The organism is Chryseobacterium sp. X308 (assembly GCF_020733145.1).
In the GTDB taxonomy this organism is placed as follows: Bacteria; Bacteroidota; Bacteroidia; order Flavobacteriales; family Weeksellaceae; genus Chryseobacterium; species Chryseobacterium cupriresistens.
The window spans coordinates 59,137-73,614 of the sequence record NZ_JAJFZH010000013.1; the positions used below are offsets into that span (position 1 = coordinate 59,137).

At 36.2% G+C, this 14,478-nt stretch carries 15 protein-coding genes and 1 riboswitch; of the genes, 2 read left to right on the forward strand and 13 right to left on the reverse strand.

The window, feature by feature from the left end; all coding sequences use genetic code 11:
* Window positions 1–72 precede the first annotated feature (72 nt).
* Window positions 73–291, forward strand: a complete 219-nt coding sequence (locus LIV57_RS14655; RefSeq protein WP_110008184.1) for a hypothetical protein — start codon at window positions 73–75, stop codon at window positions 289–291.
* A gap of 48 nt (window positions 292–339) precedes the next feature.
* Here the strand turns inward: LIV57_RS14655 and LIV57_RS14660 are convergent, their stop codons facing one another.
* Together LIV57_RS14660 and LIV57_RS14665 are read right to left on the reverse strand one after the other, a co-directional pair.
* Window positions 340–1,632 (reverse strand): MFS transporter, encoded by a 1,293-nt coding sequence (locus tag LIV57_RS14660; RefSeq protein ID WP_227943220.1) that lies wholly within the window; start codon window positions 1,630–1,632, stop codon window positions 340–342.
* Window positions 1,633–1,741: 109 nt separating this feature from the next.
* Window positions 1,742–2,494, reverse strand: coding sequence for a DUF3575 domain-containing protein (locus LIV57_RS14665; protein WP_227943221.1), 753 nt, complete (start codon window positions 2,492–2,494; stop codon window positions 1,742–1,744).
* A gap of 165 nt (window positions 2,495–2,659) precedes the next feature.
* Here LIV57_RS14665 and LIV57_RS14670 point away from each other — a divergent pair, with 165 nt between their 5' ends.
* On the forward strand, window positions 2,660–4,744 hold the full coding sequence (locus LIV57_RS14670; RefSeq protein WP_227943222.1) for an outer membrane beta-barrel protein: 2,085 nt from the start codon (window positions 2,660–2,662) through the stop codon (window positions 4,742–4,744).
* 62 nt (window positions 4,745–4,806) lie between these two features.
* Here the strand turns inward: LIV57_RS14670 and LIV57_RS14675 are convergent, their stop codons facing one another.
* The 11 genes from LIV57_RS14675 to LIV57_RS14725 all read right to left on the reverse strand — a co-directional run bounded on the left by LIV57_RS14675 (window position 4,807) and on the right by LIV57_RS14725 (window position 14,476).
* The gene (locus LIV57_RS14675; RefSeq protein WP_227943223.1) at window positions 4,807–5,805 is read right to left on the reverse strand and encodes a T9SS type A sorting domain-containing protein; all 999 of its coding nucleotides are present in this window, start codon (window positions 5,803–5,805) and stop codon (window positions 4,807–4,809) included.
* 135 nt (window positions 5,806–5,940) lie between these two features.
* Complete coding sequence (gene ribB / locus LIV57_RS14680; RefSeq protein WP_202841403.1) at window positions 5,941–6,588, reverse strand: 3,4-dihydroxy-2-butanone-4-phosphate synthase; 648 nt, start codon at window positions 6,586–6,588, stop codon at window positions 5,941–5,943.
* Window positions 6,589–6,680: 92 nt separating this feature from the next.
* Window positions 6,681–6,806: riboswitch (FMN riboswitch) on the reverse strand.
* A gap of 145 nt (window positions 6,807–6,951) precedes the next feature.
* Window positions 6,952–7,305: a DUF2200 domain-containing protein gene (locus tag LIV57_RS14685; RefSeq protein WP_227943225.1), complete on the reverse strand. Its 354-nt coding sequence runs from the start codon at window positions 7,303–7,305 to the stop codon at window positions 6,952–6,954.
* Between the two features lie 9 nt (window positions 7,306–7,314).
* Window positions 7,315–8,091 (reverse strand): alpha/beta fold hydrolase, encoded by a 777-nt coding sequence (locus LIV57_RS14690; protein WP_227943227.1) that lies wholly within the window; start codon window positions 8,089–8,091, stop codon window positions 7,315–7,317.
* A gap of 110 nt (window positions 8,092–8,201) precedes the next feature.
* The gene (locus LIV57_RS14695; RefSeq protein ID WP_227943228.1) at window positions 8,202–9,035 is read right to left on the reverse strand and encodes a hypothetical protein; all 834 of its coding nucleotides are present in this window, start codon (window positions 9,033–9,035) and stop codon (window positions 8,202–8,204) included.
* 636 nt (window positions 9,036–9,671) lie between these two features.
* Window positions 9,672–10,175, reverse strand: coding sequence for a DinB family protein (locus LIV57_RS14700; RefSeq protein ID WP_227943230.1), 504 nt, complete (start codon window positions 10,173–10,175; stop codon window positions 9,672–9,674).
* A gap of 33 nt (window positions 10,176–10,208) precedes the next feature.
* Window positions 10,209–10,592, reverse strand: coding sequence for a 5-carboxymethyl-2-hydroxymuconate Delta-isomerase (locus LIV57_RS14705; RefSeq protein WP_227943232.1), 384 nt, complete (start codon window positions 10,590–10,592; stop codon window positions 10,209–10,211).
* A gap of 132 nt (window positions 10,593–10,724) precedes the next feature.
* Window positions 10,725–12,335, reverse strand: a complete 1,611-nt coding sequence (locus LIV57_RS14710) for a serine hydrolase (RefSeq protein ID WP_227943234.1) — start codon at window positions 12,333–12,335, stop codon at window positions 10,725–10,727.
* A gap of 85 nt (window positions 12,336–12,420) precedes the next feature.
* A complete protein-coding gene (locus tag LIV57_RS14715) occupies window positions 12,421–12,855 on the reverse strand; it encodes a hypothetical protein (protein ID WP_227943235.1) in 435 nt (144 codons plus the stop codon).
* Between the two features lie 274 nt (window positions 12,856–13,129).
* A complete protein-coding gene (locus tag LIV57_RS14720) occupies window positions 13,130–13,648 on the reverse strand; it encodes a hypothetical protein (RefSeq protein ID WP_227943237.1) in 519 nt (172 codons plus the stop codon).
* A 168-nt stretch (window positions 13,649–13,816) separates the two neighbouring features.
* Window positions 13,817–14,476: a DUF2461 domain-containing protein gene (locus LIV57_RS14725; RefSeq protein ID WP_227943239.1), complete on the reverse strand. Its 660-nt coding sequence runs from the start codon at window positions 14,474–14,476 to the stop codon at window positions 13,817–13,819.
* Window positions 14,477–14,478 lie beyond the last annotated feature (2 nt).

The window sequence follows — 14,478 nt, forward strand, 5'->3', positions numbered from 1 at the left end:
CAGAATTTGAGAAGTAACCCCTCATATTGTAAGGGGTGAATGGAATTTTTAACTAAAAAACTAAAAATATTAATGAGCAGTAGTAGTATACAAGATGAATTTAAAGTCTTCAAAGACGAATTAAGAAAGTTGAATATCGAAGTACAGAAAGTTGTAAAAGTAGGAAACGGCAGTATGGATTTCCATGAGGTTTTCTACAAATCGCCGAGGTATGAAGAGGTAAAAAGTATCTATGTCCAGCGTCATAATCTGGATCATATGATTGAAAAATTTAAACAGGCCTATCATTAAAAATAGAACATACGCCGCAGAAAATCTGTGGCGCATGTTTTTTATAATTTAATCTTTATCCAGTGTAGAAGTTTTTTGGGTGTCTTTCATTCCGGTATAAACAACCAGAGAAAAAAGAATACAGCCTGTTATATACCAATAAAAATATTCTTCAGACCCTATTTTTTTAAACCAAAGCGCAATATATTCTGCTGTTCCGCCAAATACAGCAACCGTTACTGCATAGGGCAGGCCTACACCAAGTGCCCTGATTTCAGATGGGAAAAGTTCTGCTTTTACTACTGCATTGATGGAAGTGTAGCCGCTTACAATAATTAAAGCTGCCATAATCAGGAAAAATGCACCCCATATTGAAGTAGTGGTACTTAATGCCGTAAGGAGCGGAACAGTACACAAAGTTCCCAGAATACCAAAACCTAAAAGAAGCGGCCTTCTTCCGATTTTATCTGATAATCCTCCAAATACAGGCTGGAGACATGCAAATATAAAGAGTGAAACAAAGGAGACTAATGTAGATTCTTCCTTGGTAAGATGCACGGTATTTACCAGGAATTTTTGCATATAAGTGGTGTAGGTATAAAACGCCAGCGTTCCTCCTAAAGTCAGTCCCACAACGGTAAGCAAAGCTTTTGGATGTTTCATAAGCTCTTTTACCGTTCCTTTTTTCTTTTCGCTGACTTCCTTTTTATTCTCAAAAGCTTCCGTTTCATGAAGATTAGCTCTAAGATATAAGGCAATAATAGAAAGCAATGCTCCAATTACAAAAGGAATTCTCCATCCCCATTCTTCAAGCTGGGCCTCAGTGAGTAATAACTTTTGTAAAATAAGCTGGATACCTAAAGCTATAAGCTGTCCGCCAATCAAAGTGACATATTGAAAACTTGAATAAAATCCCCGTCTGTCCCGGGTGGCCATTTCGCTGAGGTAAGTGGCGGAAACTCCATATTCACCACCCACACTTAACCCCTGAAGCAATCTTGCCAGTAAAAGTAATAAAGGGGCCAGAATACCAATAGACTGATAAGTGGGAGTAAGGGCAATCAGCAGAGATCCAAAAGACATCAACAGGACGGAGAGCGTCATTGCTTTTTTCCTTCCGATCTTATCTGCAATGCTTCCGAACATCCACCCGCCGATAGGGCGCATAAGAAAACCTACGGCAAAAATCCCTGCGGTATTCATCAATTGGGCATTCAGATCAGAATCAGGAAAAAATGAATGGGAGAAATAAATGGCGAAGGCGGCGTAAGCATACCAGTCATACCATTCGACGAGATTACCGATAGATCCGCCAATAATAGCCTTGATTCTTTGACCTGTGGTGATTGAGGTTGAGTCCATAGATGTTGTTTCCAGAAAGTTTTTTTATAATGACATCCAAGATACAAAATTCAGAAAAAAATAAACCGTTCCTAAAAAGAACGGTTGAATACTCTATAAGAACGATCATTTAAAATCTGTATCCAATGGAAAGTCCGCTTCTGAAGCCTGCCCACGGCCCGTCTACTTTTATTCTGGCACCATTGGCATTGGTTTCTACGGTATACTTAACAAATGGAATGTCCAGATTTTCAATTTCCTTTTTAAGCTGAGCCTGCATATCAGGGGTTAATACATAATCTGAAGTCATCGTGAAATCACCTTTTCCGCTTCCGTAATGGGCTCCAGCGATCCAGAAATCAAGGACGAGATTCTGGCTTCTGGTCAAAAAGAATTGTACACCAACCATTAACCCACCGCTGTTTCCTTTGGTGTCTCCCTGTCCTTTAAGCGGAATTGGATAAGTAACTCCGTTCGGACCTTTATAATCATAATAAAAATCAAAAGTATTGGAAGTAACACTTGAGTAGCGGTAATAAGGAGCAAAATAAAACCCTTTTCCATAGCCTTTACCGATATAAAATCTTGGTTCAATGGTGAAATTGGTTGCTTTTACTCTAAGATTCTGGAATCTTTTTTCATCTTCATCTTTCAGAAAAGCATTGATAAAAGGTACTTTTCCTTCAGGCATTGTGCCGAAACCGAGATTCACAGAAAACCATTGGTTGATAGCTCTTTCATAAGACAGATTGATATTTCTGAATGCATAAGCCGTGACATTGGTCTTGATGATATTCATTTTCTCTGCAGGGCTGTTCTGAATTTCCTGAGCTCCCAGGACCGAAAACAGGAAGCACGGAATTACTATGAATGCTTTTTTCATGACTCTATATTTTGTGATGTAAAAAAATACCAGCAAAAAACGGGCTGAATTTAACATAATAATTCGAATTTGAGGAAAGATTATGCGATTCCTTAACTGTTTGAAGTGATAAATGTAATATTCATCGGTAATTGATTGTCCTAATAGTATAATTCATCTTCAGACATGAAAAAAACTATATATACCATCCTCTTTCTTTGCAGTACTTTTATGTTTTCGCAGGAGAAGAAAAATGATACGGCTGATGCAGGGACCCCTAAAGAAATTCAGGAAGTTATTCTGAAATCACAGCGTAAAAAACAGTTTGCAGACAAAGCTGTTTATACTTTTGATAAAGAAGCGCTTGCCAGAGCACGCTATGCAAAAGATTTACTCAGCACACTTCCGGAGTTACAACTGAATCCCGTAGAAAATACCATTACCAGTACGAAAGGTGGAACGACACTATTTCTTATCAACGGGATTGAAGCGACAGATATGCAGATCCGAAGTGTTGCTCCCGGTGAAGTGGTGAAAGTAGAATATTATGATATTCCGCCAGCAAGATGGGCTACGAGAGCAGATACGGTAGTTAATATTCTGACAAGATCCACAGAAACAGGGTATGTTTTCGGGGCCGATGTATCTACGGCTTTGAATACCGGATTTGTGAATGGTTCTGCCTACGCCAATTATACAAAAGGGAAAAATAATTTCGGACTGGAATATTCCCTGAATCTTAGGGATTATAATGACAGAAGAGTCAACAGCATCTATGATTATCAGCTGAATGGGAAGCATTACCGGTCTGATGAAAACCGCAAAGATCATTTTGGATATACCTTCCAGAGTATAGCTTTGCGCTATACGAGACTTGTTCCCGACGACTATGCTTTTCAGGCTAAACTGAATATGGATATTTTCAGCAGGTTTTCGAAAGGAACAGGACAGAGCGTCTTTACCGAAGATTATCTGAAAGAAGAACACCATATGTTTAAAAATAATGGCTCGGATTATGTGATTCCTAAGCTGGATCTATATTATTCTAAAAAGATTGGTGAAAAAGATGAGTTGAGTATTAATGTAGTAGGTTCTCATTACACCACCAATACCACAGAAACGGCCAAAGAATGGATTGTTGGTTCAGGATTGTCTGTATATGACAATGATATGGTATTGAAAGCAAAGCAAACGAGTTTGGTTGGGGAACTTGCGCATATACATGATTTCACGGCTGGAAAACTTTCGTCCGGATACCGGATTTCAAGGTCTTCCATTTCCAATGATCTGAATAATCTTGCCGGGTACTCTCAATATAATGTTACTTATCTGGAACAGTATTTTTATACTGAATTTGCAGGAAAAGCAGATCAATTCAGTTATCGTATCGGAGCAGGGCTTACCAATATCCACAATAAAAGTGCAGAAAATACTTTTGATGAATGGACTTTTACTCCCAAGGTTATTTTAGCTTATCAGCTTAAAGGGAACCAGAACTTACGTTTTACAGCAAGTTACAATCCGGTAAGTCCATGGAGTAATGCTTTGAGTAGTAATGTCGTGCAGCTGGCTCCTAATATTGTGCAGAGGGGAAATCCTTTTTTACAATCTCAGCAGGTTTTTTCTAATAACCTGACTTATTCTTTTAATAATAAGTATTTTGATTTTAACGCAGGCTTATTTTACCGGTATACCAACAGGGTAATCAATCAGTACTACGTTCACGATGATGTATTGAATGGGTATGCCCTGACTTATGAAAACGGGAAGAATGCTCAGAGATATGGAGTTCAGTTAACAGGATCTTATAAACCTTTCGGGAATACTCTTTTGGTCATAAAAGCTGTAATCACACCAACTTCTGAAACAGTAAGAACTAGTAAAGGTGCTCTGATAAAAAATGATTATTTAGGAAATTACTTTTCGCTTTCTTCAGAATATAAAGCTTTCTCCGTTCAGTACCAGTTCAATATTCCGGTATACAGCCTTAATGGAGCATTCCTGAATACCAATGAAAACCAGAATAATATTTTTGTGAGCTATAAACATAAAAACTGGACATTTTCTACAGGAATGTACTGGATCGGAATGCCTTCGGAATATAAAACGAAAAGCCTACCGGAAAGTCTCGTAGATTATAAAGTTCATACACAGATTATGAACAACAAATCCATGTTTGTATTAGGGCTGAGTTATGATTTCTCGAAAGGGAAAAAGACAGAAATTCAGCGAAAGCTTAATAATGAAACGGCTCCTGCAGCTACCTTTTAGATGCTAATTTGAATGTTAATAAGAAATCCCCGCTCATTTGTAGGAGCGGGGATTTTGTTTTATTATTTCTTAATGAATTTTGTGTTCTTTGTATCTGCAGCATTTTTTCCGCTGATCTGAATGAAATAAGAGGCTGGCGGAAGATCTGAAATCTGGATGTTTCCGGATTTTACATCTGAAGTTTTAACCAGTTTACCATCCAGGCTGTAAATACTAGCCTTGGAATAGTTATCCGTATTTCCTTTGAAACCGATAAAATCCTCTGCAGGATTAGGATAAACCACTAAGTTTTCTTTTTTTACTGCATTGTTTACGCCCAGGAATGTTTCACTTAATGCAAATGTAGTTTTTACATTCTGGTTGATGCTCAACAGTGGAATGCTGATATTTCCGCTTGTAGAATTAAGCAGGGCATACCTGTGAGAAGCATCGTAATAAGAATAGGCTGTATTGGTTATTGCTCCGATAGGGTTAGAATAAGTAACATCCAGAGATGAATACAGATTGAAATTCTGTGTGAATTTTACTCTAAGAACATTGCTGTATGTTTGATTGCCTATAATTAAAGTTCCATATGCATCAGCAATGGCAGTCATTGTACCACTGAATAATCCGCTGGCAGAAGATGAGGAAAAAGTACCTTTGGCGGTGTCGTTCTGTGTCGGTCCGTACGTTGTTGGATAGTTAATATGAGTACCGTTATCCACACTAAAGTTTAATGTGGCCTGTGTATTTACAATTCCTGTAATTTCCAGTTTAGAAGTTGAAGCTTTGTAATAAACGGTTGTTGCTCCGTCTACCATTTTAAGAGTAGAACCCGGGAAAGTTGCTATTTCAGTAGAACTAGGAGTTGAATACGTTGTTTGTGATGCTGCTCCCATCGTAAGCCCTCCATTGGAAAATGTTGCGTTAGGACCTGTTGCAGAGTTGTTTACGGTGCCGGCTGTGTTGTTGTAATTAACAATATTTCCGGAAATAGGGTCATTGGCTGCTTTTGTAAGCGTGATCTGCGCAGACATCATGGCAGATGCTCCTAGTAAAAGGAGTAGAGATTTTTTCATAGTCAGAATTTTTTTGTTAAAAATAATTAAAAAATAGTATTCAAATGTTAATTTTTTTTCTTTTTAATTATATTTTTAATAAAAACGCCTGCTGATCGGATCAACAGGCGGTCTGTGCGTTAAAAATGCTTGGGTTTAATTGCTTATTACCATTTTACGGTAAGCATAAATATCTTCAATGGTTACGACACTCATTTCTTTTTTGATGGCAAAATCCACAATTTCAGGAAGTCTTGCCATGGAGCCGTCTTCATTTGTCAGTTCACAAAGTACGGCATCTTCACCAAGATTGGCCATTTTTACAAGATCTACACTGCCTTCGGTATGTCCGCGTCTTTCGAATACACCATCTTTTCTTGCAATCAGAGGAAAAACATGGCCCGGACTTGCAATATGTTCCGCCTGAGCATTTGCGGCTACAGCAGTTCTGATTGTTGTCACACGGTCTTTGGCAGAAACTCCCGATTCTACCCCTTCTCTTGCCTCAATGGAAATCGTGAATGCGGTCTGGTTTTTTGAATTGTTGTTTTCCACCATCGGACGAAGATTAAGGTGGCGGCTTTTTTCCTCGGAAATACAAAGGCAGACGATACCGCTGCATTCGCGGATCAGAAGTGCCATATCCTGTTCTGTAATAGTGGAGGCGGGAAAGATGATATCACCCTCATTTTCGCGGTTTTCATCATCTACCAGTAGAATACCTTTTCCCTGCTGTAATGTCTGAAGTGCTTTTTCTACACGTTCTTTGGAGTTTGCTCCGAATTGTTCTAATAATTTTTCCATGTTATTTTACTTTTAAAAGTTAAAATACACTTCGGTACATGGAAATGAAATATAACGCAATAAGAGTCCATAAGGAATCTTATAGGTCATCTCATTTTCTTCTCCCATCCAGACTTTAACTGTCGGTTCCGGAATTTCACCAGATCAGTCCCTTCCGAAGAAAGGAGTCGCGGACTGTAACCGCCGGTAGGGAATTTCACCCTGCCCCGAAGAAAACTTATACTAAGTTTTGCTGTATGTTGTAATTAAATTTTTATTTCATTAATAGTATTTAACGCACAGACCGCTAATTTCGGGAAGTTTTTTGAATTGGAGAAGCTTTTTAATTATATTTAAGCAGTGACTCTTTTTGAAATTAAATTTTCAGGCTGTTCTTAGTATTTTTTCCATCTTCTTTCCTTTGGCCAGTTCATCAATCAGTTTATCTAGGTACCGGATGTTTCTCATGAGCTCATCTTCAATTTCTTCCACACGATATCCGCAGATGACTCCTTTGATCAATGAAACATTTGGATTGAGTTGAGGTGCCTGTTCAAAGAAAGTTTTAAAGTCGGTTTTGTTGTTAAGGATGTTCTGCAGATCACTTTCATCATATCCCGTCAGCCAGAATATGATTTCATGCACTTCTTCTCTGGTACGTCCCTTTTTCTCAGCTTTTTGAACGTAATGTGGATAAACACTGGCAAAAGCAGTTGTGAAAATTCTGGTGTTCTGCATGGGTATATATTAGATTAATTTTTTGATGACTCCATCCAAAATGGTATTGAATTCTTCAGGTTTCTCCAGCATAGGATAATGTCCGACACCTTCAATGGTTACATAATCATAATTTTTCAAATATTTTCTGTTGTTTTCCAGGTGAGTCGGAGAAGCATCGGAATTAATGGCTATAACGGGAACTTGAATCTGTTTTGCAAACGTTTTGAAATCTGTTGCATATAGAGGCCGGAGAGCATTGATTGCCAGTTCGGATTCATGTTGAAGAAATTCATGCTGTACTCTTTCTCTTACCGCAGGAGGTGTTCCTTCTGCAAATAAAAATTGCGGCAGAAAGTTTTCTACAGTGTGTTTGAAATCCTTTCTGTACTGAGAAAGCACTTCTTCAGTCTGTTCACTGGTAAAAGATTCGTCCAGATTTTTTAGAGTGTCTATCAGAATGATGGCTTTTACCTCAGGAATTTTTAAAGAAGCTTCCAGGACATAAGCTCCGGACATCGAATGTCCTACAAGAATTATTTCCTGCGTGTTAACAGCATCAGCGACTGCTTTAATATCATCAGCATATCTTTCGCTTGTCCATTCCTGTCTTGATGCATCTGATTTTCCGTGTCCGGCAAGATCCATCAAAACAATATGATATTGGTCTTTGAAATATTCTTTCTGGCTTTCCCACCATTCGGTATTGCCAAGCCATCCATGGACGAAGATCAGCGCAGGATTTCCATTTCCGGATTCTTTATAATGAATTTTCTGACCGTCTGATGATATTGCGTATTTTTCCATTTCAATAAGAGTAATTAAGTATATTATATTTAAACCAAATTTACAAAAGACTGCCGGAAATCTGATGATCAGAATGTAAAAAAGCCAGCATTAAATGATAACTCCGGAATTTATTTTTTATCTTTTGATCTCAGGTTGACGATAATGATCGCATAAGGTGTTCCCAGGAGATCTTTTATTTCGCATTTGAAAAAGATGAGGTCTTTTAAAAACTTCTGATGGGATATCTCAATCCGGTATTTTATTCCTGTAGGCATAGCTTTGCTGGCAAAACCCTCCAGGTTGTCTACCTCATAAGTATTTGTACTGCCCATGAAGTTGAAAATTTCTCTTAATGTACAATTCATAATGAAAACGGAAGGAACAATAGGATAATTTTCAAAATGACCTTTGCATTGATTGGGAGTAAAAGGGTTAAGCAAAACTGTAAACCGATGCGCATCTTCTATAGTTATGGCGCCTTCAGGAAGATTTTCGTCATGATATTCTACCGCGGCATCGTTGAAATAATCTTTGTAAAACAACTTAAAGGTATCTTTAGCAATAATGTGATAATCTAGCTCGAAAGAATAGAGCGCTTCTCCTGAATGGTTGTCTCTCATAAGAAGTGACGATTTTCCTTTTCTTTTGGATTCTAAAAAACTTTCACAGGTAATAGAAGCTGAATCTGATTTTTTATAAGAAAGCTGTCTTATTCTCACCTTTTCACCCATAAAATAAATCTGCTCTGTGGATTTGGTGTTTAAAAGTCTGTATAAATTGCAGCTTCCCAGAGAAGATAATACCTTGATGAGTTTCGAAAAATTTTCTTTGGTGAAGTTATAATTGGAAATTTCAGTTTCCATTATGTTTCCGTTGAAAATAGTGTTTTCAGGAATAGAAATATAAGGAGCTGTTTCTCCAAGGTAAGGAATGATGTTTTTTTTGATGTCGGTTGTTGTCATCTGGATGAGGGATTATTGGGTTATTAAACTTTTTCGGTTGTGGATAACTTTTCATCATTGTGTAAAACATCATCTGTGCTGATTATGGTTTATATTCTTAAACCGCTTTATTCAGGAATCAGAAAAAACAATTGTCAATCATTGTTATTCTGATAGTATTTTTTTATAAATATATTTTTAATTAATTGAATATAAATATTTTGTGGTATTTATTTCTTTGCTTGGTGATTTGTTTTTAATGCAATTTATAAAAAATATTCATAAAGATTTATGAATAAATAGATAAAATTTAAATTATTACTTTGAATAAATAAAAGAGTAAGGCTGAAAAAGTGGGGGGAATTTTATCCACAAAATTTATCCACAAGATTTTCTATTGTGGAAAATCCCTAAAAAACTATATTCATTATAAAATAATGATTTATAGATATTTATAAGGGGTATTTTAAATATCTTAAAAACTTATCCATAGTTTATCCACAATGGTAAAAGGAATTATAGAAAGTTATCCACAAATGGTTGAAAATGTGGATAACTGTCTCTTGTTGGTTTAAAATATTTAAAATCAATATTTTAATTGGATTCGATCGGTGTCCGGAAATTCTATTTCAGACTTATCCACAAAGTAGAGGGCTTTTATTGCTGATCTTTATAAATATTCCAGAAATTAAAATCGGTCATAGGAGCATCAGTAATTCCTATGTTTCTTCCCATCGTTACGATTTGTCCTCTGTGATACGTTCCGTGAAGAATAGCGTGCTGGATATATTCATATTTAGAAAAATCACACTGAAACCATTGGGATTCTATCTTTACATTTTTTGTAAGATCTTCTTCAGACAAGCTTTCTACATAATCTGCCAGCATTTGTGAATTATTTCTTATGGCATTGAAAACATCTTCTTTGCTGGTAGTCTCTGCTGTTTTTACAAAATCAAAATCATCATTTTCAGAAATATGACTCCACCAATATTCCTGGGTTTGCCAGATGTGGTGTAACGTTTTTAAAATTGTCGGAAAACTGGAAATGGTTTCCTGATTCAGCTGTTCGTCAGACTTTGTGGATAGCCAGTCGATGTATTTATTGACTACCCAGTTGTTGTACTGTACACTTTTGCTGACTAATGTTTTTAAGCTCATAATATTACTATTTAGTAGGTTTAAAAGTTGATGTTATAATCCGAAATGCCGGTCGTTATCTGTATTCTCCGGATTGATGAGCGCTTTGTTGCTGTAGGTCGCTGCTTCAAAATCACTGATGTTTACAGAAAGAAAAGAAATATCAGGCAGCAATTCTGAAAGCCTGATGCTGATCTGTTTTGAAAGACCGGCTTTTTGATCTGTCGTACGGCCCTGCATAATATAACCGAATACGTGTAAAAAGTCTTTCTTACCTGTACCTAGTCTGTAATACTGATAAGGCTGAAGCCTTACTTTGATGTCGTTGGGAGCAAATAGTCCTGTTGCGTCTGCTGCTTCGTAAACAGCATCCATTAATTCATCGGGAGTTCTCTGCAGAAGAATATCCTGTGAGCAATCTATTATAAAATGAGGCATAGATTATATTTTGTGTTCTGATTTTGGGTGAGATAAAAGTAGTAAAAAATAGTAATGGATATCCAAAATAAAAAACCATTCTTAAATAGAACGGTTTGAAAACAAGTATTATTTACTTTATAAATGTCAATTTTATGGATTTGATTTTTTAATGCTGTATTGTGGTTTTACAGCATCGGTCATGTCGAGGACAATATCATAGATTCCATCTTCAGAAATGGGAAAGTCATAGGCATCAAAGGCAATACTTTGATTATCATTATTCAGTCCAAGGCTGTACCCCCAGTCATTATTACCCCTGAATTTTAAATTACCTTTTTTTAACGTATAATTTTTCAGAAAATAGATATTCGGATATTTAGGATCTGTTTGTAGTGGTATATCTTTTCCTTCCCAACCGTTCGGCGTTGCGTTTCCGATAATTCCCCACGTAAGAGTATTGGCCTTCCTTTTAGCTGTTTTCACAGTTCCGTCCCAGAAATGTATAACAACAGTATCTATTTTTCCATTTTTATCCGGTTTAAAAGTACAGGAAAATTTTTCATCCAATTGAAATGAGGTCCTGCTTTTTGGAAGCAAGGCATTTCTTGGATAATTGCCTTCTTTAAAGACCAGCTTTCCATCGGCACTCCTGATGTAAAAGTTTGAATTTTCGGTGGAATAAACTCCATCCAGCTTTTTTAAATCCTCGGCACTCACTTTTGCAATGGCCGGAATGCTATATGGTTTATTGTACAGTATTTTTTCTACTTGAGGAAAGATATAATCCGTGTGTGAAAGTTCTGAATTTGATATGACAATCACACAAATATCATCCTCCGGAATTCTGTGATATCTGCTTCTGTAACCAGGCCCGCCGCCATCATGCCCCACCCGTTTTTTGTTAAAAACAGTCGAAATCTGGAAGCCTAATCCATAATGATCCTTGAGATAGGGAGTAAAAGCTTTATCTGTGGTTTCCTTTTTCAGAAGGGTGTGATTCTTTAATGCTTCGTTAAACTTGAAAAGATCTTCTACCGTAGAATACATGGCTCCTGCCCCAAAAGGATGGTCAGTTTTGAAACGTAATGCTTCATTAGACTTATTATCGGATAGAAATTCATAACCTAATGCTTTATTCTCATCCGTAACACTGTTGAAGTTGAATCCGCTATGGTTCATTGTAAGGGGCTTCAGGATATTATTCTCTATCACTTTATCATAATCTGAACCTGTTACTTTTTTAATGATGTAACCCAGAATATAATATCCGGAATTGGAGTAATCCCAGTCTTTGCCCGGGGGAAAATTCAAGGGTTTTGCAGAAATATATTTTAAAAATATTTCTTCATCTACAGTATCCTCAGAGTTGGTATGATTTTGAATTCCTGATGTATGGGAAAGCAGATGAGCTAAAGTAATGCTGTCACCCTTCGGAAAATCAGGATAATATTTGGAGAGTTTGTCATCCAGAGATAATTTTCCCTGTTCTTCCAACTGAAAAATAACGGTTGCTGTGAACATTTTTGTGGTGGAGAAAACTCTATAAAGACTGTTATTGGTATTTTTCTCCTTCCTGGGTGCGTTCCTGTAGCCGTAGCTATTTTCAAAAATAATTTTTCCTTTTTCGGCAATCAAAACAGAACCACTGAACAATCCTGCTTTTTCATACGTTGAAAATAACTGTTCCAGTTTTTGGGATTTCTGTGAAAAAAGAGGATGCATCGCAAACATTAAAACGATACAGGTGAGAATAGATTTCATGTAATTTTTTTTAAATAAGACACTTTTGAGTGTGATAATATTACATGGAGTTATAAAAATGTTTTTATTGAAGAAGAGTAGAGGATTATTTAATTTGAATTAAAGTTTTAACACCATTGACCATAACCATTGACGCTTTTCCAGTTTCAATAAAATATTTTAAGATTTTTCCATTTTCCAGAATGATTTTTCCAAAAGTAAACTTCTCATTTCCATGTCCTTTAAAATTTCCATACAATCCATTTTCTGCATGTATAATGAGCCCGGATTCCAAAACTCCTTTTTCTGATGTGATCAATTTCTGAGTCGTCAGAATACTGTAATTATCTAAGTCAATAATAGTAGAACAGATCAGCAATTCTTCTTCTTTTAATTGGATAGGAATGTTTGGGTATGCATTGAAAAAAGTTTGATTATCTTCATAAAAGCTGGTCCATTGAAAAACATCATAAGGCTGAATGGTCCTTCTTTTAATTTTTGAAATGCATATGCGATGCTTTGCCCGATCAGTTTTTTTCATTTAACACCAACTTTTTTTTATTTCATCTGTTATTTGACTGGCTTTGCTTTCGGTGATCCATAGCCAGAAGTAAAGAAATACAATAAAAAATGCTGCAAAAGGTGTAACAAAAAGAATGTAAATAAAAGAAAAACCTTCACTCTGTATGCTCATAAGAGGAATAATTATAAGAATAATAAAAGAGAGTATGAGTAACCCTAACCCTAATATAATGGTCAATAGCCAATTGGTCTTGTTTTTTATTTTAATGGTGACTGGCATAATCATCTATACTTTAGAGCAAGTTTTTTTCATATAACTTTGTTTTCTCAAGCCCGAAATTATTAATTATGACCGTTGGAGAATCCATATCCCAGGTTGGAAGATGCAATGAAAGCTGATCTTCTAATTTTACGATTCCAGGTGTTATAGTATAATCAAATTCATAGCTTTTATTACCGGTAATGATTTCAAGCCCGGATTGTTTTCTATCACTGAATGGAGTTGGGACACTGAAAAAATATATTGAAATAATTTCATCCCATTTTATAAATTCAGAGTTAGTCTTTTCCTTAATATAAAACCCTTTTTCTGTGTATTGAAAAATCCCGTCATATTGATGCAGTCTATCCATTTCCCTTTCAAATGGATCATAATCTTTCTCATCGGGATAATACAGTTTTGCTACTGAAAATATAAGAACAACAAAGCACAGAAAAATAACAGCAAATGTAATTTTTTTATCATCAAAAATAGGATAATTATAAAGAGTCAGTACCAATACCAAACACGTAACTATGATTAACTTTTTCATATTAAGTGATCTGTGTTAAACAGTAATTTTAAAATTGAGCTGACGGATTTCATTAATTTAATCATCCGTACTATTATAAATCTGAATAGCTGAAAATATAAAAGGTTCTGCTGATTCTCTAAAAATATTATTCATGAATGATGATATTAGAGTCTATTATAAATGATTTTAGAACAAAGGCTCTCCATTGAGATCCGTTGTCAGCACTTCACTCATATAATCAAAAAAAGGCCGCATGGCAAGCAAAGTCAGGATGGCTTCTTTCTGAAAGCTGTCTGACAGAACCTCCTTATCTGTAAATTTCCGCATCACCAGAAATTGTTTTTTTCTGATCAGGTCAATAGCCGGATGATTTTTATCAAAACCCCGCGGTGCCGTTTTTACAGCATCACCTTTCAGTTCTCCAAAATATTGTATAAAAGTCTTATCAGAGGTGATTTTTTCAATTTCTGAGCTGCTGATTTCAAATTCTTTACGGATGCGAAGCAAATCTTTGGCTTCCGGTCCCCAGAATCCACCACCTACAAAACTGTTACCCGGTTCCAGCTGAATATAATATCCGCCTCTCAGCATAGGCTTCGAACGGGAATATCCCACTCCGAAATTGGTTTTATAGGGTGTTTTGTTTTTGGAAAAACGGACGTCATTATAAATCCTGAAAATATGCATTCCTTTAAGCTGATCATGCTCCTGAAGTTCATTGTAGATCTGAGTGAAGAAAACTTTATTTTCCTTTACAATGGCATCATATTCAGATTTGTGCTTTGCGAACCATTCCCGGTTGTTATTTTCTTTTAAATGGGTGAGAAACTCAAATGCTTTTTTCATAT

Coding starts and splice junctions, on each gene's coding strand:
- LIV57_RS14695 (WP_227943228.1), bottom strand. CDS start 9,035: ATGACAACAACCGACATCAAAAAAAACATCATTCCTTACCTTGGAGAA.
- LIV57_RS14660 (WP_227943220.1), bottom strand. CDS start 1,632: ATGGACTCAACCTCAATCACCACAGGTCAAAGAATCAAGGCTATTATT.
- LIV57_RS14670 (WP_227943222.1), top strand. CDS start 2,660: ATGAAAAAAACTATATATACCATCCTCTTTCTTTGCAGTACTTTTATG.
- LIV57_RS14665 (WP_227943221.1), bottom strand. CDS start 2,494: ATGAAAAAAGCATTCATAGTAATTCCGTGCTTCCTGTTTTCGGTCCTG.
- ribB (WP_202841403.1), bottom strand. CDS start 6,588: ATGGAAAAATTATTAGAACAATTCGGAGCAAACTCCAAAGAACGTGTA.
- LIV57_RS14715 (WP_227943235.1), bottom strand. CDS start 12,855: ATGAAAAAAACTGATCGGGCAAAGCATCGCATATGCATTTCAAAAATT.
- LIV57_RS14690 (WP_227943227.1), bottom strand. CDS start 8,091: ATGGAAAAATACGCAATATCATCAGACGGTCAGAAAATTCATTATAAA.
- LIV57_RS14705 (WP_227943232.1), bottom strand. CDS start 10,592: ATGCCTCATTTTATAATAGATTGCTCACAGGATATTCTTCTGCAGAGA.
- LIV57_RS14685 (WP_227943225.1), bottom strand. CDS start 7,305: ATGCAGAACACCAGAATTTTCACAACTGCTTTTGCCAGTGTTTATCCA.
- LIV57_RS14720 (WP_227943237.1), bottom strand. CDS start 13,648: ATGAAAAAGTTAATCATAGTTACGTGTTTGGTATTGGTACTGACTCTT.
- LIV57_RS14725 (WP_227943239.1), bottom strand. CDS start 14,476: ATGAAAAAAGCATTTGAGTTTCTCACCCATTTAAAAGAAAATAACAAC.
- LIV57_RS14710 (WP_227943234.1), bottom strand. CDS start 12,335: ATGAAATCTATTCTCACCTGTATCGTTTTAATGTTTGCGATGCATCCT.
- LIV57_RS14675 (WP_227943223.1), bottom strand. CDS start 5,805: ATGAAAAAATCTCTACTCCTTTTACTAGGAGCATCTGCCATGATGTCT.
- LIV57_RS14655 (WP_110008184.1), top strand. CDS start 73: ATGAGCAGTAGTAGTATACAAGATGAATTTAAAGTCTTCAAAGACGAA.
- LIV57_RS14700 (WP_227943230.1), bottom strand. CDS start 10,175: ATGAGCTTAAAAACATTAGTCAGCAAAAGTGTACAGTACAACAACTGG.